We start from the raw sequence: 22,851 nt of genomic DNA, 5'->3' as shown, positions 1-22,851 counted from the left end.
GAACGGGTAACAGCTAACGCAGTTTTAACTTAGGGCTTTGGCAATCTGAACGTAGGCGTGTGATTCCACTTGTTTGCGCGCCCAGGTAATCATATTTTTGATGGCGATGGCCGAGGATATTCCGTGTGCAATCATGACGTTGCCGTTGACTCCGATGATGGAGCTACCGCCCACTGATTCATAATTCATTTTATCAATAAACTCATCCTGAATACCGCGCTCTTTAGCAACATCGTAGAAAGATTCGGCCAACTTGAAAAGAGCATTTCCCGTAAATCCGTCGGTGACAATGACATCGGCTTTGTCGTCAAACATATCGCCGCCTTCCATGTTGCCTACAAAATGAATTCGGGTATTGTCTTTTAAAAGTTGGTGAGCGGCCTGCGCTACTACCGAGCCTTTTTGCTCTTCTTCCCCGATATTCATTAAAGCCACGCGTGGGCGTTCAATCTGGAAAGTTTGCTGGGCGAAGATAGAGCCTATGACGCCAAATTGCTCCAATACTTCTGGTTTGCAGTCGGCATTGGCGCCAATATCAAGCATAACGGCGTGCCCGCCTTTTTTCTGAGGCACAAATCCTACAATGGCTGGGCGGATGATTCCCTCAATTGCTTTGATACTGAAGAGTGCTCCTACGTGCATAGCGCCCGTGTTGCCTGCTCCGCAAAAAATATCTAATTGTTTGTCTTTTAATAACTTAAATCCAATTGAGATACTGGAATGGGGCTTCTGAGAGAGCGCTTTTGTGGGATGTTCCCCCATTTCTACGACTTCTTCGGCATGGACAACTTCAATTTGGCTGCCCTGATAATTATATTTTTCCAGCAAAGCATTGACTACATCCTGCTTACCAATCAATACAATATGGATATCCGGGGGTAATTGGGATGCTGCATTGACGGCTCCTTCTATTATAGCATCGGGGGCAAAATCCCCTCCCATTGCGTCTATTCCTATTTTCATTATTCTTTAGAGGTATTGGGTATCAAGAAGGTATCGTTATACTCAAAATGAGGCTGTAAAAATAGCAGATAACCGATACTAAAAAAGCATTTCACAACAACTTTATCTATAAGTTGCCATAAAATGCTTTCACATACAGAGAGTTATGAATTAGACTTGCTTGTAGCCTTCTACCACAACTTTGCCTTTGTAAACCAAATTTCCTTCAAATACGTGCGCACGGTGCATCAAATGTACTTCGCCCGTTGTTGGGTCAGTTGAAAGTGCTTTACCCTGGATTGCGTCGTGTGTACGGCGTTTGTCGCGGCGAGTGCTTGAATGTCTTCGTTTGGGATGTGCCATTGCCTTATGTCTTTATTGTTTGTTCGTTATCTATAGTTACTCTAAAAAAATGCTTATTCTTTTCCTTTTAACTTTTGCAAAGCGGCCCAGCGGGGGTCTATTGCTTCGTTGTCGGGGGTATCAGCGGCTTTTGTTTCGCTTTCTTCTCCCGACTGGTACACCAAAATTCCCTCTTCTTCATCTTCATTCTCTTCATTTCTAAAGCGTGGATGAAGTTTTTTCATAGGCAATGAAAGCGCGATGAAATCGAAAATGTACTGAGCAACGTTGATTTTAACCGTTTCGTGACGGATAAGCTCAATGTCTTCGGCCAGTATTTCATCGTGGTCTCCAAATTTTAAAATGAGCTTTTCGGTTAAATCAATCGGCTCTTCAAAAACTTCAAGACTGCGGTCACACACCAACTCAACGACTCCTGCAATGCTAAAATTAAGAATCAGCATCGTAGTAGACTTGTCGATGGTCAAATGCGTTGTAAAATGACCATTTTCAATTAATTCTTGCTCCAGTGCCTCGAAAAATTCGCGACCTGACTCAAAATTATAGACATACTGCTTGTCTTTTAAACCGTAAATGCCTATGTCGTACTGTGTTAGCGCTTTCACTTCTCTATCAAAATGGGCTGCAAAGTTAGGAGTATTTATTAAAAATCGCAAATCTTAAAAAGTTTATATTCTATTTTAATGTCGACAAAGCGAAAAACGCGGTTTTAACGACCAAGAGGCCCAAAGGCTGGGAAATATTTTTCAAAGGAAGTCTATAAAACGGTTTTGCCGTCGAGCGGAGAATTTGGAACGCTCGTCCTTTTTTTTGCCCATTTATCCTCAATTCCGTCACCATTTGACCAGTAGCTTGCATCTTGTTTACGAAAATCATTCTTAACCATAAAAAATCAACAGCCATGAAAACAATCATTTTCGCCATCGCCTTTTTGACTTCCGTAGCTGCCATTGCCCAGGACAGCGTTGAAGATTCAGCCAAAGAAAAATCGTCGAAGATTTATTACACGCAGGGTGGAAACGGTGCTCTTTTGTCGTTTTCGCAAGTAACCCGCAACGGTAAGGAAGTGGGAAGTATTCCGCGTTTTACGTTGTTTTTTAACTTAGGCACCAATGCCAATCTGGACTTAGGAAATCATTTCGGGGTTTTTGGTGGATTGAACCTGACCAATATCGGAATGATTACGGAAGAAGAGATTGTAGGAACGGTCAAAACCGATAAATTTAAAACCAAACAGCGGGTGTATGCGGTGGGAATTCCGGTGGGGATTAAAATCGGAGATTTGCGTAACTTCTACGTGTATGGGGGAGCTGAAGCTGGTTTTGCCATCAATTACAAACAAAAAGACTTTATCAACGGCGAGAAGGTCGATAAATTTAATGAATGGTTCAGCAATCGTACCAATGCGTTTATGCCCGCCGTTTTTGTTGGATTTCAGGCTAAAAATGGATTTGGGTTAAAAGTGCAGTATTACTTAAACGACTTCCTGAATCAGGGTTTTTCGGAAGGAGGTGTAAAACCTTACGCTGGTACAGAATCCCAGATTTTCTTCCTGACGTTGGGGTATAATTTTAATAAAAAGTAGACCAAGAATCGTATAACTAAGTACAATTATAAAAATCCCCAATGGCATGATGCTATTGGGGATTTTTATATTAGGGTAAGTTTCTAGGCTATGATTTCGCTTCTTTCACCAAAAAACAAGAAGCAGCGGCAAATAACATACAAACGCCCGCCAACACAAGGGCGTTGCGAGGGTCATCGCCCAACAATGTTTTATAGAAAAGCGGTACGGTAAGCATCCCGATAAACTGCGGAACACAGATAAAGCCGTTGAATATACCCATATATACCCCCATTTTTTCTTTGGGTACGGCTTCGGCCAACATTAGATAAGGCATTGACATTATAGAGCCCCACATGAACCCGATGATGGTCATACCGGCCAAATAAATCATCTTATCGTTAGAAATCAGTGTCATAAAGAAACCAGCCGCGCCGAGGCACATAAACAGGGCGTGGGTGGCGCGGTTGCTCCCGACGGCCTTGGCAATCCGGGGGATAAAAAATGAAACGACCGCGCACGAAATACTGAACATGGCGAAACAAAGCCCGCCCCATTTGGTTCCTTCTTCAAAACCCGTTGGATTTGAAACGGCATCGGGCGCGTTGAAGGCGTATTTGGCCGTAGCCAATGAAAGGTATTGCCACATCAGCGGCAGGCCGTACCAAGTAAAAAACTTTACCCACCACAATTGACGCATGACCGTAGGCATGGTTGAAAGCGGGGCCAAAATTTCTTTGAATACGGGCAACATCAACACCAAGTACCCACCAATTAAAATACCTAAACCCCATTTGAGGCCGTTGGCCAAGCCACCCGAAAAGTAAGCAAAGCCAAAGGCCAAAATCGCGGCGCCAACGGCTAAGGCTAAATGCCAAAAGGAAATGGATTTTTTTTCTTCTTCCGAGAAAACGTGCGCTTTTTTATAATCATCGTTTTCGGGAGGGTATTCTTTGGTGGTACGCATTGTCCAAAATACCGCCAGTAAAATAGACGCTGCTCCTATATAGAATGGATAGCGAACCGAGTTGGGAATACCATTGGCCAGTTGGTCGTCAGATAAAACCATCGAGACACCCAAAAGTGGCAAAATATAGGGCATCAGGTTGGCGAGGGTTTGTCCAAAACCCACAAAGAAGGATTGGACCGCAAAACCAACAGGACGCTGTTTTTCGTTGAGCATATCACCCACAAAAGCCCGAAAAGGTTCCATGGCAGAATTGAGGCCCGCGTCGAGAATCCACATCAGGCCCGCCGCCATCCAGACCGCCGAAGAATTGGGCATCAGAATCATAGCAATGCTTCCTAAAAGTGCTCCCGCAAGGATAAATGGCCTACGCCGCCCCCAAGTGGGGGACCAACTGCGGTCTGAAACGGCCCCGATGATGGGCTGGAGCAATAAGCCAGTAAGCGGTCCAGCAAGCCAAAGGCCAGGGATAGACGCTTCGTCGGCTCCGAGGTAGCGGAAAATGGGACTCATATTGGCTTGTTGCAAGCCAAAGCCATATTGAATCCCTAAAAACCCGAAACTCATGTTCCAGATTTGCCAAAAGGTTAATTTGGGTTTTTCGTTCATTACATAGGTTAAGTTAAATCGAAAGCAGTGATGCAATTATAGGCATTTCGTCATTAAATGCAAATCTAATGACTTACATTTAAGCGAGAAAAATTTGGATGAAAGTAATAAAAGTAAGCAGTCGCTAGTTGTTAACTAGGGGTTATATTATTTTCGCCTGTCTATAGTCTTTAGTAATCGTATACATTATTTTCTTTCAGCTATTACCCAGTCTCGTTTATGAAGTTGTTGCTTTTAATTTCTTTACTTTCACTTTTATTGACGGCCGAAGAAACCGCCCTTACCATTGAAATAACCAACATCCGCCATCCGAAGGGCACTTTGCGTTTGGGCGTATTTCGGGCAGGAAATACCTTTGGAAGTACGTACACCAAGCCTGATTTTGGGCAAATGGTGGCGGTGTCGGCCAAGGGAGAAACCCGCACCGTGATGAATTTGCCGCCGGGGCGTTATGCGCTGGCGTTGTATCACGATATGAATGATAATTGGAAGTTGGATAAAAACTTCGTGGGTTATCCCAAAGAGCCTTTTGGCTTCAGTAATAATTATCGTCCGGTATTTACGGGCCCCAATTTTGAAGATTGCGCCTTTGAAGTGAAAGGCAACGGAACTTCACACCTTAGAATAAAACTGCTGAATTAGGCGGTTTTTTAACTGACCTGAAACCTTGGGAGAGTGGGATTCTTCTTTTCAGTTGAAAAATACTTCATCTACAAATACCCACGCTGGTTGTCCTTTGCCCGGATGCCAAGCGGGAAGTTTTGGTACTGGCCGTGCAACAACTTTAATGACCGTGTATTTACCCTCTTTCAATTGACTCTGGATGGCTTCGATGCGGGCTGATTGGTCTTTGGTCGGTTGTTCGGGTAAAATTTTCTGCAACAGGGTCAGATGGGCTTTATCGCTGCCGCCCCACACTTCGACCGATGCTGGCGGGAAAATGAAGCCACCGATGTTTTTGCCAATACTCAGGGTCACTGCTTTGACTCCCGTAGGCTGGGCAAACGTAAACAGTGCTTCAAAAGGTTTTTCGCGGTAGCCAAGCCAAGCAGGGTTCTTAAAATCGCTGGCTTCGCCTTTTTTCTGATTGATGAGGGTATTGCTGCCTTCGCCTTGGTATTGAGGGTTGGGTTCGTTTAACAATTCGACAAGGGTAGGGCGATAGGTTCCTTTGAAAAACGTGTACTCGACCACGTCGCTGGCGTACCAGTTGTCTTTGGTTGCGCGGGCTTTCACCACGGTATAGCCGTTAAGGGCAATCGGTTGTTTATATATCGACGAGGCCGTAGAGTCGGGGACGGAGCCATCGAGCGTATACCGAATTGTGACGCCTTTGAGGGGATGTTTGAAGGTAACGGGCGTTTGCTCGGTCAACACAAATTTTTCGTTGACCAACATCGGAGGATTGAGCTTTAACCTTTCAGATTCTTTGGGAACGTAGCCCAATTCAAAGCGAATTTTAGGGTTTTGTTTCTTCAATTCTGCCACTTCTTTCTCCAAAATGGGCGTATTCCAGATAAATACTTCCTGAAGATTGGGTAGATTTTCAATGGTTTTCAATGATTCCTTGGTCACTTTTGTGCCCGACAATGACAGTGATTTTAAGCCCGTCAGCGTTTTAAATGCCGACAGGGTTTTGCCTGTAATGTCTGAATTGTTCAAGTTGAGTTTTTCTAACTTTTCAAATTTGGCAATGGTCGCCAAATCCTCGTCTTTGATGGGCATATTTGATAAATTCAGCACCACCAATTGTTGTTTGATGTCCGACAACTCGCCCAACTGCTCTGGTTTATACGCCTGACGTACAAAGAAATCAGCCTGCAATGCGGGTGAATTGTGCGCCAGAGGAAACACCACTCGGAAGGGATTGTTGAGTTTTTCGAGGGTAGATTCAGACGCTGGTTCAAAGGTGTAAACCGCTGCATTTTCCGTTTTCCTTTCTCCCTTTTCCAAAAATGCTTTTATTGGGTCGTTGGCCGCCAAGGCTTTGATGGGCTTTTTGACATCGGCTCCGCTTTGCACCCAGGCCGTCAGCAAACCGATTTCTTGCGGCGTCAGCTGGGCTTTTCCTCGGGGAGGCATGTGCTTTTTATCGTCGAGTGGCAGGTTTGCGCGTTGGATAATGTGGCTGTTGAGGGCGTCGCCCGCTACCCATATCGGGCCGTTTTTGCCGCCTTTCAGCAAGCCCGCCACGGTGGTCATGAGCAGTTCGCCTTTGGTCTTTTGCTCGTTGTGACATTGAAAACATTTGGCCTTCAAAATGGGCTGAACAGCCGCTTCAAACACTGGGGTGTCGTCGGTGATGGTAAGGGGGGCGTCGCCATCTTTGGTGGGAAACAGATAACCTTCTCCGTGCGTGAGGCTGGCTCCAAAATGCCCCGTTACGGCTAAAACTACCGCACTAAGCGCCAAAACTGCATTAAATATGGCTTTGCGTTCAATGGATTGTTGATGCAATAAAACCAAGCCATACGCCAGAAAACTCAGGCCGATTCCGGTGTATTTGTGCCAATTGAGCAAGTCGGCGGTGTAGCCTTCTTCGCGGGAGAGGAAGAATCCCATCAGCGCGGTTAGGGCAGCCGTTAAGGCAGTCAATGACAGGATAAAGCCCAATAATTTGTTAAAGTTTGCCCCTTCAAATTCTTCCCTGAATATCCACAGCAATCCTGCCAAAATCAATAAACCAATGGGTAAATGCAGTAGCATCGGGTGCATTCGCCCCACGGGTTGCAACCACGTCGGAAGGATGACTTTGTCCTGAAATACCAATAAAAATACCAACAGGGCGTGAATGGCTAAAAGTAGGTATGAGGTTAGGTTTTGAAAACGAAGCATTTTTGGAATGTCGAGTTAAGAATGCAGAGTGTCGAATTGGCTTTAAGTAGTCGCTCGCGTCTCGCGAGTGACGATTATCACAAGGCCTCTGGCCTTTGTATATATTTAGGCCGGAGGCCTGTTAATACAGGTCACAGCGCGGGCCGCCCCATCGCGAGACGCGAGCGACTGCATTTTACATTTCACTGACTTGCAACGGTGAATCAGCGCAGGCACTGCTATATAAATAATAATAACGCTCCGTAACGATGCCTGCCGCAACAGGATTTTGCTGTATGTAATCAATTTTTTGTTGAATGACCTTATTTGAATAAAGCTCAATCGGATGATTAGTCTTTTGCCAAAACATATTATCTGAATTTTGAGCATGACGATTGGCGAAGAACTGAAACATATACATTAACCATTCTTTGCGACTTTCTTGTGGATTGTCTCGGATAAGTTGCAGGATTTGCTCTGCGGTGTAGCTTTTGAAATCGCGGAGTAATTCACTCAATAAGCCTTGATTACGACGACAAATCAGGTGAATATGGCTTGGCATGATTACATATTCAAATATTTCAAGATCTTTCTTCTGTTGGCAGAATTTTAGGTTTTTAATGATTTCATCAGCGTATTCTTTTCTGGTAAATACATCTATCCAACCAACTACGGTAAGTGTTACAAAATAAGTAGCCTCCAATACGTTTGCTTTACGCAGTTCAGACATAATTTTTGTTATCGCAGTCGCTCGCGTCTGGCGAGTGACGTTTATTGACAGGCCTCTGGCCTAAAGAATTAAAACCGGCTGGAAGCCTTATAATAGTCGTCACTCGCGGGACGCGAGCGACAGCGTTATGCAATCAAGCCCGGAATTACTTTTCCGGCCACATCCGTCAGGCGATAGCGGCGGCCTAAGTGCTTGTAGGTCAGCTTTTCGTGGTTCAGTCCCATGAGGTGCATGACCGTGGCGTGGAAATCGTTGATGTGTACGGGGTCGCGGACGATATTGTACCCAAAATCGTCGGTTTCGCCGTAAACGGTGCCTGGTTTGACGCCGCCGCCCGCCATAAAGGTGCAATAAGCGCGGGGGTGGTGGTCGCGACCGTAATTGTCTTTGGTAGCCGTGCCTTGGCTGTAGTTGGTACGGCCAAATTCACCGCCCCAAATGACCAAGGTTTCGTCGAGTAGACCACGTTGTTTCAAATCGGTAATCAACGCCGCCGAAGCGCGGTCGGTATCTTTGGCCTGAAGGGGCATTTCACCGACCATGTTGCCGTGTTGATCCCATCCCTGATGGTATAACTGCACAAACCGCACACCCGCTTCCGACAGCTTACGGGCCAAAAGACAATTTGCGGCAAAAGTGCCCGGTACCAAACATTCTGGACCGTACATTTTGATGATGTGGTCGGGTTCTTTGCTGAGGTCGGTGAGTTCAGGCACGGCCGTTTGCATTCGGTAGGCCATTTCGTATTGCTGCACTTTGGCCTTGATTTCGGGGTCGCCAAAATCGTCGTAGGCCATGTTATTTAGTTCAGAAAGGTTGTCCAGCATCTTACGCCGGGCCGAGCGGTCGGTGCCAGCGGGGTCGTTGAGGTACAAAATGGGCTCTTCGCCGCTGCTGAATACCACGCCCTGGTGGGTAGAATCCAAAAAACCGTTGGTCCACAGTTTGGAATAAACGCCCTGACCGTTGCCCTTGCCACGCGAAAGCAACACCGAGAATGCAGGAAGGTTTTTGTTTTCGCTGCCCAGTCCGTAGCTTGCCCATGCGCCCATGCTGGGGCGGTTGCCCTGTTGGGCACCTGTTTGCATAAACGTGAGGGCCGGGTCGTGGTTGATGGCCTCGGTGTTCATGGTTTTAATCATGCAGAGGTCGTCGGCGATGTTGGCAATGTTGGGAAACAACTCACTCATCCACATGCCCGATTGCCCGTATTGCGCAAATTGAAAATGCGAACCTACCAACGGGAATTTGGCCTGATTGGCGGTCATACCCGTGAGGCGTTGGCCCATGCGAATGGAAGCGGGGAGCTCTTCCCCGGCCATTTTATTGAGCATAGGTTTATACTCAAAGCTTTCGTATTGCGATGGCGCGCCGTTTTGGAACAGGTAAATCACGCGTTTGGCTTTGGGTGCAAAGTGCGGAATACCCAAGGGCAGGGCGTCGGAGTCGTCGCCCGAGCCTTTGAACAAATCGGGAACGAGCAGTGAGCCGAGGGCTACGCTGCCAATGCCAGCAGTCATTTTACCCAAAAAATGCCGACGATTTATGTTAAGGCGATTTTCTAAAAATTCGTTTTTCATTGTAACCACATAGGGGATAGGAAACGTAGGTTTTTGTCGAAAAACCCCTTATTTCATGATAACTTCTTCCAAATTATACACCATCAAAATGGTCTGCATCAGCGCCGCTACCGACGGGCGGTCGGGAATGCGGGCCTGAGGCGCTTCGCCCACGCTTAGCAATTTGGTGGCTTTTTGCGGAGCTTTGGCGAGTGCGGCTTTTTCTTCATCAAAATACTTTCGTATCACGTCCAACTCCTTGGATTTGGCTTGACGGCAGACGATTTGTCGGAATGCTTTGCTGATTTTATCGTCAACGGAAGATTTTTCCAACGTCAGTTTTTCGGCCAAAACCCTGGCAGATTCCAAAACGGTGGGGTCGTTGAGCATCAGAAGTGCTTGGAGCGGCGTGTTGGTGCGGGAGCGTTTGACTTCGCATTGGTCGCGGTTGCTGGCGTCAAAAATCAACATGTTCGGCGGCGGAACCGTACGTTTTATAAAGACGTACATACCGCGTCGGTAGAGGCTGTCGCCGTGGTCCTGAACATAAGTTTTCAGGATTCCTCTTCCAGAAGTTGCTGATTCCCATAGCCCTTTCGGTTGGTACGTTTTGACGCTCGGACCGCCGATTTCGGGGTTCAGTAGGCCACTGCTGGCCAGCACTAAATCGCGGACAAACTCAGCGGGTAGGCGCATTCTGGGAGCGCGGGCGAGAAAAACATTCTCAGGGTCTTTCGATAAATGCTCTTTGGTAATAACGGACGACTGTCGATAAGTGGCTGAGAGTACAATTTGTTTGACCAACCGCTTAATGTCCCAGCCGTGCGTTCGGAAATCAACGGCCAGCCAATCCAATAATTGCGGATGGGAAGGAAGCTCGCCCTGCATTCCAAAATCACCGACCGTTTTGACAATTCCCCGCCCGAAAAACTCCTGCCATACTCGGTTCACAAACACACGGGCGGTCAGGGGGTTTTTAGGGTCAAGCATCCATTGGGCCAGCCCGAGGCGGTTTTGAGGGTATTTTTTAGGATTAAAAGGAAGAATAAAATTGGGCATATTGGCCGTGACCACATCGCCGAGTTGGTCATAATTTCCACGGTTCAGAATGTGCGTAGGGCGTAGCGTATCTTTGTCTTGCATCACCATGACCAATACCGCCGCCGTGTCGGTTTTGTTCACAAATTTCAGAATGTCTTTGACATCCTTAGTCGTGATTTTCATGTTTGGCGGGTCGGCAAAATTGGCGTCAATGGTGCCGAAAAGGCCTTTTTCGGGGACTTGGTTGAAAAACGCAAAGGCACTGTAATAATCTTTCTGCAAAATAGGGTCGTACTTGTGGTCGTGGCATTTGGCGCATTCGTAGGTGAGCGCCAAAAACGTTTTTCCGTAAGTGTTGGTCCGGTCAGTTACGTACTCAATGCGATATTCCTCGTCGATTACACCGCCTTCCTGCGTAATTTTGTGGTTGCGGTTAAAACCCGTAGCCAGCATCATTTCCTTGGCTGCGGGGTCATCGGCTTTTTTGCCCTGTTGTTTGACCAACAGGTCACCTGCCAATTGCCAGGTTACAAATTTATCGTATCCATAGTTTTGATTGAAAGCATGAATGACCCAATCGCGCCACGGCCACATCGTGCGGAGGCCGTCATCCTGATAGCCGTGGGAGTCGGCATAACGAGCGGCATCGAGCCACGGGAGCGCCATTTTTTCGCCGTAGTGCTTGCTTTTGAGCAATTCATCCACCACTTTTTCGTAGGCATTTTCGGATTTATCTTTCAAAAAACGCTCTTGTAATTCAAACGAAGGGGGCAGGCCCGTAATGTCAAGCGCTACGCGTTTGAGCAGGCGTTCTTTATCGGCTTCTTCGTTGGGAGAGAGGCCGTTTTCATCCATTTTGGCCAGGGTAAACCGGTCAATTTCGTTTTTAGGCCAAGCCTCATCGCTTACTTCGGGGAGCTTGGGCGTGGTAGGGGCAATAAACGCCCAGTGAGGCTTGTACTTGGCTCCTTGTTTTATCCATTTTTCGATAAGGGCAATTTCGTGCTCGGTCAGCTTGAGGTTAGATTCCACGGGCGGCATCAGTTCGGCCGTGTCTTTGGTCGTAATCCGGAGCCAAACGGCCGAATTGTCCAAGTCGCCGGGGACGATGGCGTGGAGTTTTGGATTGTCTTTCAGTGCGGCATAGGCCGCAGCTTCCGTATCAAGACGCAGGTCAGCTTCGCGTTTGTTGGCGTCGGGGCCGTGGCATTTAAAGCAACGGTCGGAGAGAATCGGCCGAATGTGGTAATTGTAGTCTACCTCGTCAGGAATGGACGCCGCCGACGCGTTGCCTCGGTTGAGAAAGCAAGCCGTTGTGACGCACGCCAACGCAACCACAATACCAATTAAAAGCCTGTTTTTGAGCAAATAAGACTTTGCCGAGGAAAATATTTTCACGTTAAGGATTGGTACAGTTTATAATAAGTACAAATATATTTTAAAAAATATTAAAAACTAATTTCTACTCCTTGACGTCAAATAATTTATGCAAACACTACTTTGTGGTAAATTTCAGAAAGGTCAATCACAAATTCTCCAATCTGGATGGCAGTGTCTTTTTCGCTATAAGTATGGCTTAGCCACTCGGCTTCGCTCAGTTTTTTGATTACTTCTACTTTCTTCTTTTTTGAGGAAACAAGTACGTATTCACGGAAGGAGGGAATGGTTTTATAGCAATCAAATTTTTCGAGACGGTCGTAACTTTCGGTTGAATCTGACAACACTTCGACAATAATCTCGGGATTTTCGAGCGCATCTAAGCCGTTGGGGGCTTTTTCGTACACAGGGTTTTTGCAAACAATGACCAAATCGGGAAAGACGTATTTTTGACAGCCTTCTATTTTTATAAGTTGGTCGCTGTTTAATACAACACATTCTCCTGCACGAAGACAATTTTCAAGTGCGGCAGAAAGTGTGACACATATTCTGTTGTGGGCAGGCTGTGCGCCTGCCATGGCTACTACTTCGCCGGCATGGTATTCGAGTTTAATGTCTGATTTCTGAAGTAAATCAAAGTATTCTGCTACTGTTACCGACGTCGATGTTTGCATAGCTTCATCTTTTTTACCAAAAATACAATAATTCGGGTAGTTGACAAAGGCGGAAAGCATTTTCGAGAAAGTCCAACTCCCCGCGTTTTTTACTAACTTTGCCTTTTAATTTGATAAACTTCTGCACCTTCTCAACCATAAAGACCTCGTCATTGTTGGGATTGATAAAATTGAGATACACATTTAGATGAAAATTTATTGGCGCATTTTACAGTACGCGCGTCCGTTGAGCCGATACGTGGGGCCGTACTTTATTACTTCATTATTGGGTAGCTTGTTTGGGGTGCTCAATTTTACGTTGATTCAGCCTTTGTTGGATGTTCTTTTCGGAAAAGCAAAAATCCCTGAGCAGTTGGTATTTCCGTCGTTTCGATTCGATGCGGCCTACCTTGTCGATTTGTTTCAGTATTATTTCGGCCACGCCATTCAGGATTATGGCAAATATGGGGCGCTGCAGTTTGTGTGCGGAGCCATCATGATTTGTGTGTTGTTGTCCAATGTGTTTAAGTATTTTTCCATTCGTATCATCGAAAATTTCAAAGCCTATACCGTGTCGCAACTACGGCAGGCGGTGTTTGATAATGCCATTCGGTTGAGCTTATCGTTCTTTTCCAATGAGCGAAAAGGCGACCTCATTTCTCGGGTAACTACTGACGTTCAGGAAATTGAAAACTCACTTGGGCGGGCATTCAGTGCGTTGTTCAAAGAACTTTTTACGTTGATCTTCTATTTCGTAACGTTGTTTGCGATGTCGGTCAAGCTGACCTTTTTTACATTAATTGTGATTCCGCTTTCGGGAATTATCATCGGCACGTTGGCCAAAAAACTCAAAGAATCGGCGTCGGAAGTGCAGCAGCGCTTGAGCAATATCATCAGCGTATTGGACGAAACCTTCGGCGGCATCCGGGTCGTGAAAGGCTTTAATGCTGAAAAAGTAATTCAAAAACGCTTTGCCGCTGAAAATCAAGGCTATCGTCATTCATTATTGCGCATGGTTTTTCGGCAGGAATTGGCACCGCCGATGTCGGAATTTATGGGCGTCGCTGTGGTGGCGGGTATTTTATTGTACGGCGGTTCGATGGTGCTATCGGACAATTTTGAGCTGTCGGCGTCTACCTTTGTGACCTACATCATTATCTTTTCGCAGGTTTTGCGGCCCGCCAAAGAAATATCCAATGCCGTGAGCGGGATTCAGCGCGGGGTGGCGTCGGGAGAGCGCATCATGCGACTCATTGATACCCCCGTTGACGTAAAAGATGCGCCCAATGCAACGCAGGTAAAAACCTTTAACCACGCCATTGAATTTCAAAACGTATTTTTTGAGTACGAAAAAGGCATTCCTGTTTTGCAGGATATTTCGTTTACCATTGAAAAAGGAAAAACCGTGGCCTTGGTGGGCTCTTCGGGTGGCGGGAAATCGACGGTGGCCGATATGGTGCCGCGTTTTTATGACCCTACGGAAGGAAAAATTTTAATAGACGGCGCTGACCTGCGCGACGTAACTACAAAATCACTCCGTGACCAAATGGGCATCGTGACGCAGGAGTCTATTTTGTTTAACGATACCATTTTTAATAACATCGCATTTGGAACCGATGCCACAAAGGAACAGGTGATTGCCGCTGCTAAAATCGCCAATGCGCATCAGTTTATTGTGGAGCAAAATGATGGTTATCAGACCGTTATCGGCGACCGTGGCACAAAACTATCGGGCGGGCAGCGCCAACGCCTGAGCATTGCGCGGGCGATTCTGAAAAACCCACCGATTTTGATTTTGGACGAAGCTACTTCGGCGTTGGATACCGAATCCGAAAAACTGGTACAGGAAGCCTTGACCAATTTGATGAAAAACCGTACAACACTCGTCATTGCGCACCGCCTCAGCACGATTCAACACGCTGATGAAATCTTAGTATTGAGCGGCGGAAAAATCATCGAACGCGGCACACACGACGACCTGTTGACGGATGAAAAAGGTTTTTATCGAAAGTTGAGCCTGATGCAGAGTTAGTAGGGGCAGGCCTCGCGTCTGCCCGCTTGCCTCTGACCGTTTTGGGAACCGCAAAACAGAAAAATAATAAATGTAAAATGTTAAACGTAGGGGCAGGCCCGACAGTGAAAACCGCCAAACAATTTCCCTAAAAACTCCACGTATTCTTACTGTGGTTGTAAGGCTCTAAAGAAAACTTGAAGCCATTTCTGACGCCAAAATCGTTGGATTGGCCAATGACATAATAAGCACCGAGCCGTATTCTTTCGCGGCCTATCTTGAAGACCCGGTTCAATCCAAAAAAGACCTCTGAGTACTGGTATTTTCGTTCGGGAACGTACAAAAACCCACCGCCTGCTACTTCTCTGATTTTAGTTTTGTTGAATAACGGTATTTTACTCGTCAAAAAACCATTGAACTGATGCACATAATGCGATTCAAAATACCAGTTGAAGACAGGAAACGTCTTGGGAATCAGTTGATAAGTAAGCATGGCGGGTGAGAAAAAATAATTGTCGCCACCCCGCATATACTTATAATCCATCACCGCTAAGCTAGTGGTATCCAGAAACTTTCCAACGTTGAGGCGGTATTCGGAAGTGCCGATGATGCCCACATTGAAAGTTTGTCGGACGGAGGCCGACAAGTGGGTAAAGACGTTGTTGTTTTGCCCTTTAATCGGCCAGGCACGGTCCAGATTAACGCTGAAAGTGGGGTATTTTGAGCCCAGAATTACTTTTTCGTTGGGTTCTCTCAAATACAATTGCCGAGGAGTGTATTCGATGCCGATGTTGGTTCGGTAGACGTGGCTAGTGGGGAAAGGTTGTGGGGTGTTGTTACTAAAAATTCTATCGCCTAAAGACCCAAATTTAAAATCTGCCAAATCGCTGCGGTTTTCATAATATAGTTGTGTGTTGAGATAAAATCCGTTGAAGAGCTCGGTACGGTGACGAACCTCCGCAAATTTATTCTGATAAAAATTGCTGCGTCGGGCTATATCGCTCAGGGTGGCGGCCCCATTAATGACGTTGAATCCAGAACCAACCGCGAAGTAGATATTGGATACTTTTAGCGGATTGTAAAAATAATTCAGGTTGATGTTGCCTTTAAGGTCTTCGTTTTTGAAACCGTACGTAAAACTCGTGTTAATCCACACCTGTTTTCGGTTTTCATGACGCTTGTAGTAGCCCAAACCGTATCGAATTCGCCAACCACCGATGGCCAAAGGGTCGATGAGGCCCAGAATCGGGTCAAAATACCAATTGTTTTTCTTCTCACGATTGATGTGCCCCATACCCAAATAAAGGATTTTGGGAATCGTGATTCGGTTGTAAATCTTGTCGATAGAATCCAAATAGGCTTTTGAATTTTGCAATCTTTCAAGCCGTTCTTTTTCCTTGATGACCTTTTGCTCGTCTTTGGTGAGGGGATGGGGCCTGATTGTCTCCCAAAATGTCGAATCTCTTTTGTAGGCATTTTCGGTGGTTAGACCTACTTCATCCCCAAAAAATCGTTTGGGTAAATTCAGGTCAAATGCATAATCGGAGTGAATGACTTCGGTCTTACCAGATTTTTTCGTTCCGCCTTCTTTTACTTTCCACGTATAGGTAATTTTTGATGCAACCCAACGATTTTGAATGTTTTCAAACTCTTGCTTCACCCCAAATTCGTCATAACGCAGCAGTCCTCTTTTGGTCAATTTCAAGTCCACATTCCGCAGTACCCACTTATCTTCCAGCACTTCTATTGTACCCTCATACAGCGCGTTGCCCAAGGCTCGGGGGGTGACTTTGATTTGAAATATTTTATCCTGACCCACAAAATAATACTTGAGCAACTGAAATTTATAACTCAGAAAAGTAAGGTCGCTCAAAGGAGAAGTGATTTCGTTGTCACCGATTTTGGCTATTTTTTGGTGATTTTGGTAAAAGTTAAACTCCCCATCGGTGACTGATTTGAAAAAAAGGGTACTTTGGTCGCCTATTTTCTTCACAGCTTCGCGCTCTTCTTTTTGCTGACCAATATTGCTTTGGTGCCTTATGAGTTGGCACTCAAAAATGTTGAGATTGGGAATGCTGTCTTTTTTTGTGGGTGCTTTGTCGCTTAGTTGAAGCTGTTCGTTTGGATTGGGAGGCAAGTCTTCGTCTTTCTTTTTTACAACTTTTTTTTCAACTATCTCCACACTTTTGATGTACGCCTTGGCTTTGTAGTTTTGGTATTGGTTTAAAATAGCTGCCTTGTTTTCAAGCACTTTTTTAATGACTTCATACGATTCATCTTTCTTTTTGATTTTCACCACCACCTCATCCAACTGCTTATAGTCAATTTTCAGAAAGATATTTTTTACCAAATCTTTGTTAGCCACCACCTCAAATACCTCCGTTTGATAGGCCATGGAAGACACAGAAATGCGGTTTAAGCCTTCTAATAACTTGATTTCGTATTTGCCTTGCGCATTGGTCACCGTGCCCGTATTGTTGTTGACCACCCGAATAGAAGCACCCGGCAAGGGCTCGTTGTCTTCAGAATAAACGTAGCCGCGCAGTATAAAATACTCTTGAGAAAAGGATAAAAAAGGCAGCAGGAAAAGGCTGGTTAGCAGTAGTTTGTTTTTCAAAAGGCTGTAGTTAAAGTGTTTATCGTACGATTTGCACCTTTTTGAAAAACGTCGGAAAGGGAGTTTTTATTTTCTTATTCGAGTATTTGATGATTGCATCCAGGATGACAGGCTACGGAACCGCAAAGCTAGGTGCTGAATCTTTAAAAAATTATATTGAGTGGGTCGCCATTTTCAGTGAACAGTACATTGCTCAAATGCCCGATTTCGGCGTAGCCGTTGGGGTCAAATTTCAAATCTTTAAAAATGGCCTCAATTTCGTAGGCCTGCACGCGGCGGTGAAAGGGCTTGAGCGTACCGCCGTATTCGCCAGCCGCTACGGCGGGATTCCATTGTAAATGGGCATCGACAATCGTGCCGCGCGGAGCCATGATGCCGGGATTGCCTAAGCCTCTGAAATCATAACGCTCGGGATGGTCAAGTCCTAGGGCGTGCCCGAATTCGTGGGCGGCGGTGGTAGAGTCCCCCAAATTGTCGGATGTAATCCAGTGCCCGACGTTGTCGCCTAAACCAAAGCCCATGAACGAACGGGTAACATGGTTCTGGGCTTCGAGGCGAATAAAATTGTAACGAAAATTGGCGTTTTTTATGGCTAACTGAATCACTTCTTCAAAGCTAACCACTTCATAATCAATTCGTATGTGTACTTCGTAAGCCTCTCCTGCGATGTTAACACATGCTTTGGGTTCGTGGTACATGTCACGAATTTCGGTGGCTATTTTTTTTGCTAACTCTTCCGTGGCTTGGGTGCCATAAAAGATAAGTTTGGCAGAGATGGTAACGATTTTACTTTGTTCGTTTCGGATTGCTAAAGCGGCCATTTTATGGATTTTAAGAGCAATTCTTAAACGAAAAAAAGCCCTGAACCATATAAGGTATCAAAGGAAATCAAATATTTAGGCCTTATATGGTTCAAGAGGTACTTCCAATAGAAAGAGAATGGCGTCGTTGGAAAGGGCCTCAAAATCAACCGTGTCTACTCCTTTCAGAGCAAGTCCGTCGCGGGGGTGGAGCAGGCGGTTTTGCACTTCAAAAGCGCCTTCGATAACGAATACAAAAATCCCATGCGTATTGGGATGTTGCACTTCATAAATCCCTTCTTCCCGCCCCCCGAATTGACCAATGTAGGCCCTTGTTTGGGTGGAAAGAAGAGGGAGTAATTGATTTTTTTGTTGGAAATCAAACGAATTTTGGATTAAACTTGGCGTAAATTCTTGCTCATTTCCCGTGAGCCAAATCTGTAAAAAATTGACCAATTCGTCAGGATACGGATTGGTGATTTCGTACTCCATACCCCGGGCTGCGGAGAAAATTCGCACCTGTCCTGCTTCTACAAAACCGGTCTCGCCTAAACTGTCACGGTATTCGATAGCTCCTACCAGCGGCATCAAAATCACCTCCGTATTTTCATCCACCTGCATTTTAAGGCTTTTTTGGGCAGCGAGGGTATCGTCATTAAAAACCCTCAATCGGCCAAACGGCTGACGGTGCTCGCTATGGTATGCCCCAAAATTGAAGCCATGAAAACTCCGAAACCAATCGGTTTGAGAACAGCCGCGTTGGTCGGCCAAAAAAATCGTTGCTTCAATTTGGGTCATTCCTGTCAGAGGTTTTTTCTTGAATAAAAGAGGGCTGGCAAAATCATTAAGCACTGACCACTATGGTATGCGTTAAAGCGTACCCGTTGGCAACGCTGCCCGTTATGGTAGCCATTTCATTGGCAAAACCATCGCTGAAAACGTTGTCTCTTTCGTTGGTGGTATCGGCCTTCCCTTTGGTATAAAAATTGGTTGCGGTGGTAAATACCGTGTCACATACAGCGGTAGGAAAGGCAATTTGCGTAACCAACAGCGATTTGCCAGCGGCGTTGTAGATGTGAACGTGAATATGCACCGCACGGCCCGAATACCAACCCGGGAAAATCGTGGTGAAGCCTACATTGCCGCTCGCGTCGGTTGTTTGGCGCCCCCGCAAAAAATGAACTGCCGTGTAATTGGTACTCTGCATTCCCGTTCCGCCGTATTCTGAATAATTGCCAGCGGCATCGCAATGCCAAATATCTACCAAAGCACCTTCGAGGGCTTTACAGTCATTGGCTTTGTTTCGGATGGTAATCGTTGCGGTCATCGGAACCCCCGTACGGTCGGAGCGAATGTCTTTTAGTACCAGTGAGCTGGGGGTTTTGGTGGGGAAAGGCCCTGCGGTTTCGGAAGGAGTAACGTCGCAAGTGCCGCCCGTGGTGCCATTGGTAGACCCCGTAGTGGTAGTAGTAGTAGTAGTAGGGTCAACGTCCGATTTGCTGCAAGCTCCCACCAACGGCGTGACGGCGGCAATTCCCAAAAATGACAAACTTTTTTTCAAAAAATCCTTGCGTTCCATGTTCTTATAAATTTTTAGAGAGGGGTGATTGTTTACCTCTCTTTATACGTTCAAACCTGCACTTTCGTTGTGGTAAAGGCTGTATTTGAGGTAAATAGGATGTTTTCTGCGGTAAACGTGAGGGTAAAGTTTAACCCCTAAATCTCTGATAGATGGGGTTTTGTGGATGCTAGAGTTAATTAACAACCCATACCCATAACCCCAAAACTGTGTAGAAGTGCTGAAAATTTGAAGTGAAGAAGCAGAATTTAGCGGAGAAAAGGGGAGGGGTATGCTTCGGTCATGTTTAGCCTTTAAACAACCGAAAAAACTCTTTCTCATAACTATTGCCAATCGGAATCTCTTCGCCTGCCAGCGTAATGAGTCTATTGCGGACATTTTCAACGCGGCGAAAAGGCACAATAAACGAGCGATGTACCCGAATAAAATCCTGCACTGGTAGCTTCTCCATGATTCCTTTCATGGTCATGCGCGCTACGACGGGTTTGCTGCCTTCAAGGTGGATTTTGAGGTAATCGTCCAGTCCTTCGATAAAAACAATGTCGGTAAAAGCGATTTTGTAAATGCTGTAATCAGCTTTGATAAACAAATACTGGGGCGGTTCGGGTGCTTCTGACTTTTGCAGAAACTGCTGATAGTCTTTGGCTTTATGAACCGATTGCACAAAACGCTCAAACGTAAAAGGCTTCAATAAATAGTCAATAGCGCTCAGATTAAAGCCTTCTACGGCGTACTCGGCGTAGGCCGTCGTAAAAATCACCATCGCATCTTGCGGAATGGCCTTATAAAATTCAATGCCCGACATAGACGGCATGTTGATGTCCAAAAAAAGCAAATCGACGGTGTTTGCAGAGAGGTAATCAAAGGCTTCGTCGGTGCGGGAAAATGTTTGTTGAAGGTCAACAAAATCCACTTGCCCGCAGAAATGCGCAATCACGCGGAGGGCAGGCGGCTCGTCGTCTAAGGCAATGGCTTTGAGCATGTTGCTTACAATTCAATGGTTAAATCTACCGTAAAACTTTCAGGAACATCCGTAATGGTCAGCAAATGTTTGGCAGGATACATCAGTTGCAGTCGTGTTTGGGTATTCTCAATACCGATACCGCTGGAAGTTTCTTCGTCGTAAAACACCCGTACTTTTTTGTTGAACGTACGTAAATGTAAACGATTTTCGGCAATAGAAAGCTGAATCTGTACCAGTGATTTTTCCTGTGGATTGACGCCGTATTTGAACGCATTTTCGATGAATGAAATCAAAATTAACGGCGCAATTTGTTGGCCGTTGGGCTTGCCCGTGATGCTAAAATCGACGGTCACGGTATCGTCTAGTCGCAATTGTTGCAAGGCTACGTAGTTTTCAACGTACGAAAATTCCTTGGCCAACGGCACCAAATCTGTATCGGCCTCTCGCATGACGTACCGCATCAGCGACGAAAGTTTGACCACGGCATCGGCGGTTTTGGACGACTGCTCAATGGCCAGCGAGTAGATGGTGTTGAGCGTATTGAACAAAAAATGCGGGTTGATTTGAGCCTTCAAAAATGACAATTCGGTGTTGAGCTTTTGGCGTTCGGTTTCCCGCAAACGGTCGTTGATACGTAACGAAAGCGAAACAAACACCCCCACCAAAAACAAAAAAAGCGCATGGCTCAGCTCAAAGCCAAAAGGCGGTTTTTCTTGGTTAGCTCTCTGGGGAGGCGGGGGCATGTGCAGGTCTTGAACGTCAAATTTAGGCGGAAGTGGGTGGGCGGTTTTAAGTTCCGAAGGCGGTGGCTCCGCAGGGGCGGTGTGTTGAGGGATTAAATCTTGGCGGTCTACCGACACAAGCATAAATACCACGACCCCAAAGCACAAAAGCGTACTTCCTGCATAAAAAACGTACTTTTTGGCAAAATAGAGCTTAGGAATCAGGACGTAATAATTCAGGTAAAAAAATCCCAACATGAATAGATAAGCCAGCAGGTTGGTCCGTTCGTGGGGATTGTGCGCGATTTCGGCCATTTGAGAAAAGCCTTTTGGCGCAAAAATATAGGGCAAGGCCAAAAACGATACACCACATAAAAGATGAATCGCGATGGTCCAATAGGTTCTGTTCATTGGCAGGGATAATTTGGGTTGAAAGGTAAAAAACAAAGCCCTTGGCGCGAAATTTTTGAGGTGATAAAGTAGAATCCGTAGGTGAAACGGCTTGTATCACCGAAAAAACACGGAGATTTGGACGCTGGAAGACAATCCCTTGCTAAACTCACCTAACATTCAACTTTATATTCACTCGTATGGCCAACGAAGTAATTATTCAAATTAGCAGCAAACTTAAAGACTATCGCAAGTCAAAAGGGATTACCATTCAGCAGCTCGCCGACCGTGCGCAGGTAAGCAAAGGCCTGATTTCTCAAATCGAAAACAACCGGACCATTCCCTCGTTGTTGGTGCTCATCAATTTGATTCGCTCGCTGGGCGTGGATTTAAACGACTTTTTTGCCGATGTAGAGCAGGCCTCCGAAAGCAAAGTGGTGGTGAAACGCAACGAAGATTATCAAAAGTTTGAAAAGGAACAATCGAAAGGGTTTGTTTACAAACGGGTGATGACGCGCACCATTCAGAGCTTGCCCACCGACATCGTTTTGTTGGAATTGGCCCCCAAAGCTACCCGTTCTTTTATGGTCAAAACCAACGCATTTGAATATAAATACATCATCAGCGGATATGTAGAATATACCGTTGGCGACCAAAAATATACCCTGCAAGCGGGAGATTCCATCTTCTTTGATGCCAACCTACCGCACAAACCAACCAACATCGGAGATACCACCGCTACCATGCTGGTTATGTATTTTTTCAAGGAATAGCGCAAATGCCGATTTTATTTTGTTGCTTGTGGTTGCTCATCAATCAAAAGGCATTGATGTTGTCTACACTCAAACGCTTTTCTAATGAATAACTTAATTTATGTACTGATTGTGGGTGCCATCGCTGGCTGGATAGCTGGTGAAATCAAACGTGGTTTCGGCTATGGTTTGTTCGGCAATATCCTTGTGGGTATTCTCGGTGCGTTTGTCGGAAATTGGCTTTTTGCTCAATTAGGAGTTTCGCTCGGAGCGGGCTTAGTTGGGGTTATTCTAACCGCCGTTATTGGGGCGTTGGTCTTACTTTTTGTGGTAGGACTCGTCAAGCGACGATAGTATACAGAAAAAATTATCTTATAAATAGCCGGCCCGTTGCCGG

The 22,851-nt window shown here is 45.8% G+C and carries 20 protein-coding genes; 5 read left to right on the top strand and 15 right to left on the bottom strand.

Features of this window, described 5'->3' with window-relative positions:
* Positions 1–24: 24 nt before the first annotated feature.
* From plsX to NCI00_RS04760, 3 genes are all read right to left on the bottom strand, one after another.
* A complete protein-coding gene (gene plsX, locus NCI00_RS04770) occupies positions 25–963 on the bottom strand; it encodes a phosphate acyltransferase PlsX (RefSeq protein ID WP_166556951.1) in 939 nt (312 codons plus the stop codon).
* 150 nt (positions 964–1,113) lie between these two features.
* Positions 1,114–1,305, bottom strand: coding sequence for a 50S ribosomal protein L32 (rpmF, locus tag NCI00_RS04765; protein ID WP_114067282.1), 192 nt, complete (start codon positions 1,303–1,305; stop codon positions 1,114–1,116).
* Between the two features lie 53 nt (positions 1,306–1,358).
* On the bottom strand, positions 1,359–1,910 hold the full coding sequence (locus NCI00_RS04760; RefSeq protein WP_253525537.1) for a YceD family protein: 552 nt from the start codon (positions 1,908–1,910) through the stop codon (positions 1,359–1,361).
* 296 nt (positions 1,911–2,206) lie between these two features.
* Here NCI00_RS04760 and NCI00_RS04755 point away from each other — a divergent pair, with 296 nt between their 5' ends.
* Entirely contained in the window at positions 2,207–2,890 is a 684-nt protein-coding gene (locus NCI00_RS04755; RefSeq protein ID WP_253525535.1) for a hypothetical protein, read from the top strand.
* A gap of 88 nt (positions 2,891–2,978) precedes the next feature.
* Here the strand turns inward: NCI00_RS04755 and NCI00_RS04750 are convergent, their stop codons facing one another.
* The gene (locus NCI00_RS04750; RefSeq protein ID WP_253525533.1) at positions 2,979–4,445 is read right to left on the bottom strand and encodes an MFS transporter; all 1,467 of its coding nucleotides are present in this window, start codon (positions 4,443–4,445) and stop codon (positions 2,979–2,981) included.
* A 219-nt stretch (positions 4,446–4,664) separates the two neighbouring features.
* Between NCI00_RS04750 and NCI00_RS04745 the strand changes: the two genes are divergently transcribed.
* Positions 4,665–5,087 carry a DUF2141 domain-containing protein gene (locus NCI00_RS04745; RefSeq protein ID WP_253525531.1) on the top strand — a complete coding sequence of 141 codons (423 nt, stop codon included), beginning with the start codon at positions 4,665–4,667 and terminating at the stop codon, positions 5,085–5,087.
* Between the two features lie 48 nt (positions 5,088–5,135).
* On the opposite strand, the gene NCI00_RS04740 is transcribed toward NCI00_RS04745, so the two are convergent.
* The 5 genes from NCI00_RS04740 to NCI00_RS04720 form a co-directional block, all read right to left on the bottom strand.
* Positions 5,136–7,280, bottom strand: a complete 2,145-nt coding sequence (locus NCI00_RS04740; RefSeq protein WP_253525529.1) for an FN3 associated domain-containing protein — start codon at positions 7,278–7,280, stop codon at positions 5,136–5,138.
* 175 nt (positions 7,281–7,455) lie between these two features.
* Positions 7,456–7,989, bottom strand: coding sequence for an REP-associated tyrosine transposase (locus tag NCI00_RS04735; RefSeq protein WP_253525527.1), 534 nt, complete (start codon positions 7,987–7,989; stop codon positions 7,456–7,458).
* Positions 7,990–8,114: 125 nt separating this feature from the next.
* Positions 8,115–9,569, bottom strand: a complete 1,455-nt coding sequence (locus tag NCI00_RS04730; RefSeq protein WP_253525524.1) for a DUF1501 domain-containing protein — start codon at positions 9,567–9,569, stop codon at positions 8,115–8,117.
* Positions 9,570–9,617: 48 nt separating this feature from the next.
* Positions 9,618–11,987 (bottom strand): PSD1 and planctomycete cytochrome C domain-containing protein, encoded by a 2,370-nt coding sequence (locus NCI00_RS04725; protein WP_253525522.1) that lies wholly within the window; start codon positions 11,985–11,987, stop codon positions 9,618–9,620.
* A gap of 86 nt (positions 11,988–12,073) precedes the next feature.
* Positions 12,074–12,640 carry a Uma2 family endonuclease gene (locus tag NCI00_RS04720; RefSeq protein ID WP_253525520.1) on the bottom strand — a complete coding sequence of 189 codons (567 nt, stop codon included), beginning with the start codon at positions 12,638–12,640 and terminating at the stop codon, positions 12,074–12,076.
* A gap of 187 nt (positions 12,641–12,827) precedes the next feature.
* Here NCI00_RS04720 and NCI00_RS04715 point away from each other — a divergent pair, with 187 nt between their 5' ends.
* Positions 12,828–14,651: an ABC transporter ATP-binding protein gene (locus NCI00_RS04715; protein WP_253525518.1), complete on the top strand. Its 1,824-nt coding sequence runs from the start codon at positions 12,828–12,830 to the stop codon at positions 14,649–14,651.
* A gap of 127 nt (positions 14,652–14,778) precedes the next feature.
* Here NCI00_RS04715 and NCI00_RS04710 read toward each other — a convergent pair whose 3' ends face one another.
* The 6 genes from NCI00_RS04710 to NCI00_RS04685 all read right to left on the bottom strand — a co-directional run bounded on the left by NCI00_RS04710 (position 14,779) and on the right by NCI00_RS04685 (position 21,723).
* The gene (locus NCI00_RS04710) at positions 14,779–17,247 is read right to left on the bottom strand and encodes a DUF5686 and carboxypeptidase regulatory-like domain-containing protein (RefSeq protein WP_253525516.1); all 2,469 of its coding nucleotides are present in this window, start codon (positions 17,245–17,247) and stop codon (positions 14,779–14,781) included.
* 143 nt (positions 17,248–17,390) lie between these two features.
* Positions 17,391–18,068, bottom strand: coding sequence for a zinc metalloprotease (locus NCI00_RS04705; RefSeq protein ID WP_253525514.1), 678 nt, complete (start codon positions 18,066–18,068; stop codon positions 17,391–17,393).
* 75 nt (positions 18,069–18,143) lie between these two features.
* Positions 18,144–18,845 carry a pirin family protein gene (locus tag NCI00_RS04700; protein ID WP_253525511.1) on the bottom strand — a complete coding sequence of 234 codons (702 nt, stop codon included), beginning with the start codon at positions 18,843–18,845 and terminating at the stop codon, positions 18,144–18,146.
* 46 nt (positions 18,846–18,891) lie between these two features.
* On the bottom strand, positions 18,892–19,626 hold the full coding sequence (locus tag NCI00_RS04695; RefSeq protein WP_253525509.1) for a dioxygenase family protein: 735 nt from the start codon (positions 19,624–19,626) through the stop codon (positions 18,892–18,894).
* Positions 19,627–19,912: 286 nt separating this feature from the next.
* On the bottom strand, positions 19,913–20,608 hold the full coding sequence (locus NCI00_RS04690) for a LytR/AlgR family response regulator transcription factor (RefSeq protein WP_253525508.1): 696 nt from the start codon (positions 20,606–20,608) through the stop codon (positions 19,913–19,915).
* 5 nt (positions 20,609–20,613) lie between these two features.
* The gene (locus NCI00_RS04685) at positions 20,614–21,723 is read right to left on the bottom strand and encodes a sensor histidine kinase (RefSeq protein WP_253525506.1); all 1,110 of its coding nucleotides are present in this window, start codon (positions 21,721–21,723) and stop codon (positions 20,614–20,616) included.
* 179 nt (positions 21,724–21,902) lie between these two features.
* Here NCI00_RS04685 and NCI00_RS04680 point away from each other — a divergent pair, with 179 nt between their 5' ends.
* Complete coding sequence (locus NCI00_RS04680; protein ID WP_114067265.1) at positions 21,903–22,475, top strand: helix-turn-helix domain-containing protein; 573 nt, start codon at positions 21,903–21,905, stop codon at positions 22,473–22,475.
* Positions 22,476–22,559: 84 nt separating this feature from the next.
* Positions 22,560–22,808, top strand: coding sequence for a GlsB/YeaQ/YmgE family stress response membrane protein (locus NCI00_RS04675; protein ID WP_114067264.1), 249 nt, complete (start codon positions 22,560–22,562; stop codon positions 22,806–22,808).
* Positions 22,809–22,851: the final 43 nt, after the last annotated feature.

The organism is Runella salmonicolor (assembly GCF_024158025.1).
Taxonomy (GTDB): Bacteria; Bacteroidota; Bacteroidia; order Cytophagales; family Spirosomataceae; genus Runella; species Runella salmonicolor.
The sequence above is the reverse complement of the archived record's forward strand: the minus strand, read 5'-3'. Positions and strand labels throughout refer to the sequence as shown.

What these genes read in the sequence shown, in the direction of transcription:
- plsX (WP_166556951.1), bottom strand. Translation starts at nt 963, where the DNA reads ATGAAAATAGGAATAGACGCAATGGGAGGGGATTTTGCCCCCGATGCT.
- rpmF (WP_114067282.1), bottom strand. Translation starts at nt 1,305, where the DNA reads ATGGCACATCCCAAACGAAGACATTCAAGCACTCGCCGCGACAAACGC.
- NCI00_RS04755 (WP_253525535.1), top strand. Translation starts at nt 2,207, where the DNA reads ATGAAAACAATCATTTTCGCCATCGCCTTTTTGACTTCCGTAGCTGCC.
- NCI00_RS04750 (WP_253525533.1), bottom strand. Translation starts at nt 4,445, where the DNA reads ATGAACGAAAAACCCAAATTAACCTTTTGGCAAATCTGGAACATGAGT.
- NCI00_RS04745 (WP_253525531.1), top strand. Translation starts at nt 4,665, where the DNA reads ATGAAGTTGTTGCTTTTAATTTCTTTACTTTCACTTTTATTGACGGCC.
- NCI00_RS04740 (WP_253525529.1), bottom strand. Translation starts at nt 7,280, where the DNA reads ATGCTTCGTTTTCAAAACCTAACCTCATACCTACTTTTAGCCATTCAC.
- NCI00_RS04735 (WP_253525527.1), bottom strand. Translation starts at nt 7,989, where the DNA reads ATGTCTGAACTGCGTAAAGCAAACGTATTGGAGGCTACTTATTTTGTA.
- NCI00_RS04730 (WP_253525524.1), bottom strand. Translation starts at nt 9,569, where the DNA reads ATGAAAAACGAATTTTTAGAAAATCGCCTTAACATAAATCGTCGGCAT.
- NCI00_RS04720 (WP_253525520.1), bottom strand. Translation starts at nt 12,640, where the DNA reads ATGCAAACATCGACGTCGGTAACAGTAGCAGAATACTTTGATTTACTT.
- NCI00_RS04715 (WP_253525518.1), top strand. Translation starts at nt 12,828, where the DNA reads ATGAAAATTTATTGGCGCATTTTACAGTACGCGCGTCCGTTGAGCCGA.
- NCI00_RS04705 (WP_253525514.1), bottom strand. Translation starts at nt 18,068, where the DNA reads ATGGCCGCTTTAGCAATCCGAAACGAACAAAGTAAAATCGTTACCATC.
- NCI00_RS04700 (WP_253525511.1), bottom strand. Translation starts at nt 18,845, where the DNA reads ATGACCCAAATTGAAGCAACGATTTTTTTGGCCGACCAACGCGGCTGT.
- NCI00_RS04695 (WP_253525509.1), bottom strand. Translation starts at nt 19,626, where the DNA reads ATGGAACGCAAGGATTTTTTGAAAAAAAGTTTGTCATTTTTGGGAATT.
- NCI00_RS04690 (WP_253525508.1), bottom strand. Translation starts at nt 20,608, where the DNA reads ATGCTCAAAGCCATTGCCTTAGACGACGAGCCGCCTGCCCTCCGCGTG.
- NCI00_RS04685 (WP_253525506.1), bottom strand. Translation starts at nt 21,723, where the DNA reads ATGAACAGAACCTATTGGACCATCGCGATTCATCTTTTATGTGGTGTA.
- NCI00_RS04680 (WP_114067265.1), top strand. Translation starts at nt 21,903, where the DNA reads ATGGCCAACGAAGTAATTATTCAAATTAGCAGCAAACTTAAAGACTAT.
- NCI00_RS04675 (WP_114067264.1), top strand. Translation starts at nt 22,560, where the DNA reads ATGAATAACTTAATTTATGTACTGATTGTGGGTGCCATCGCTGGCTGG.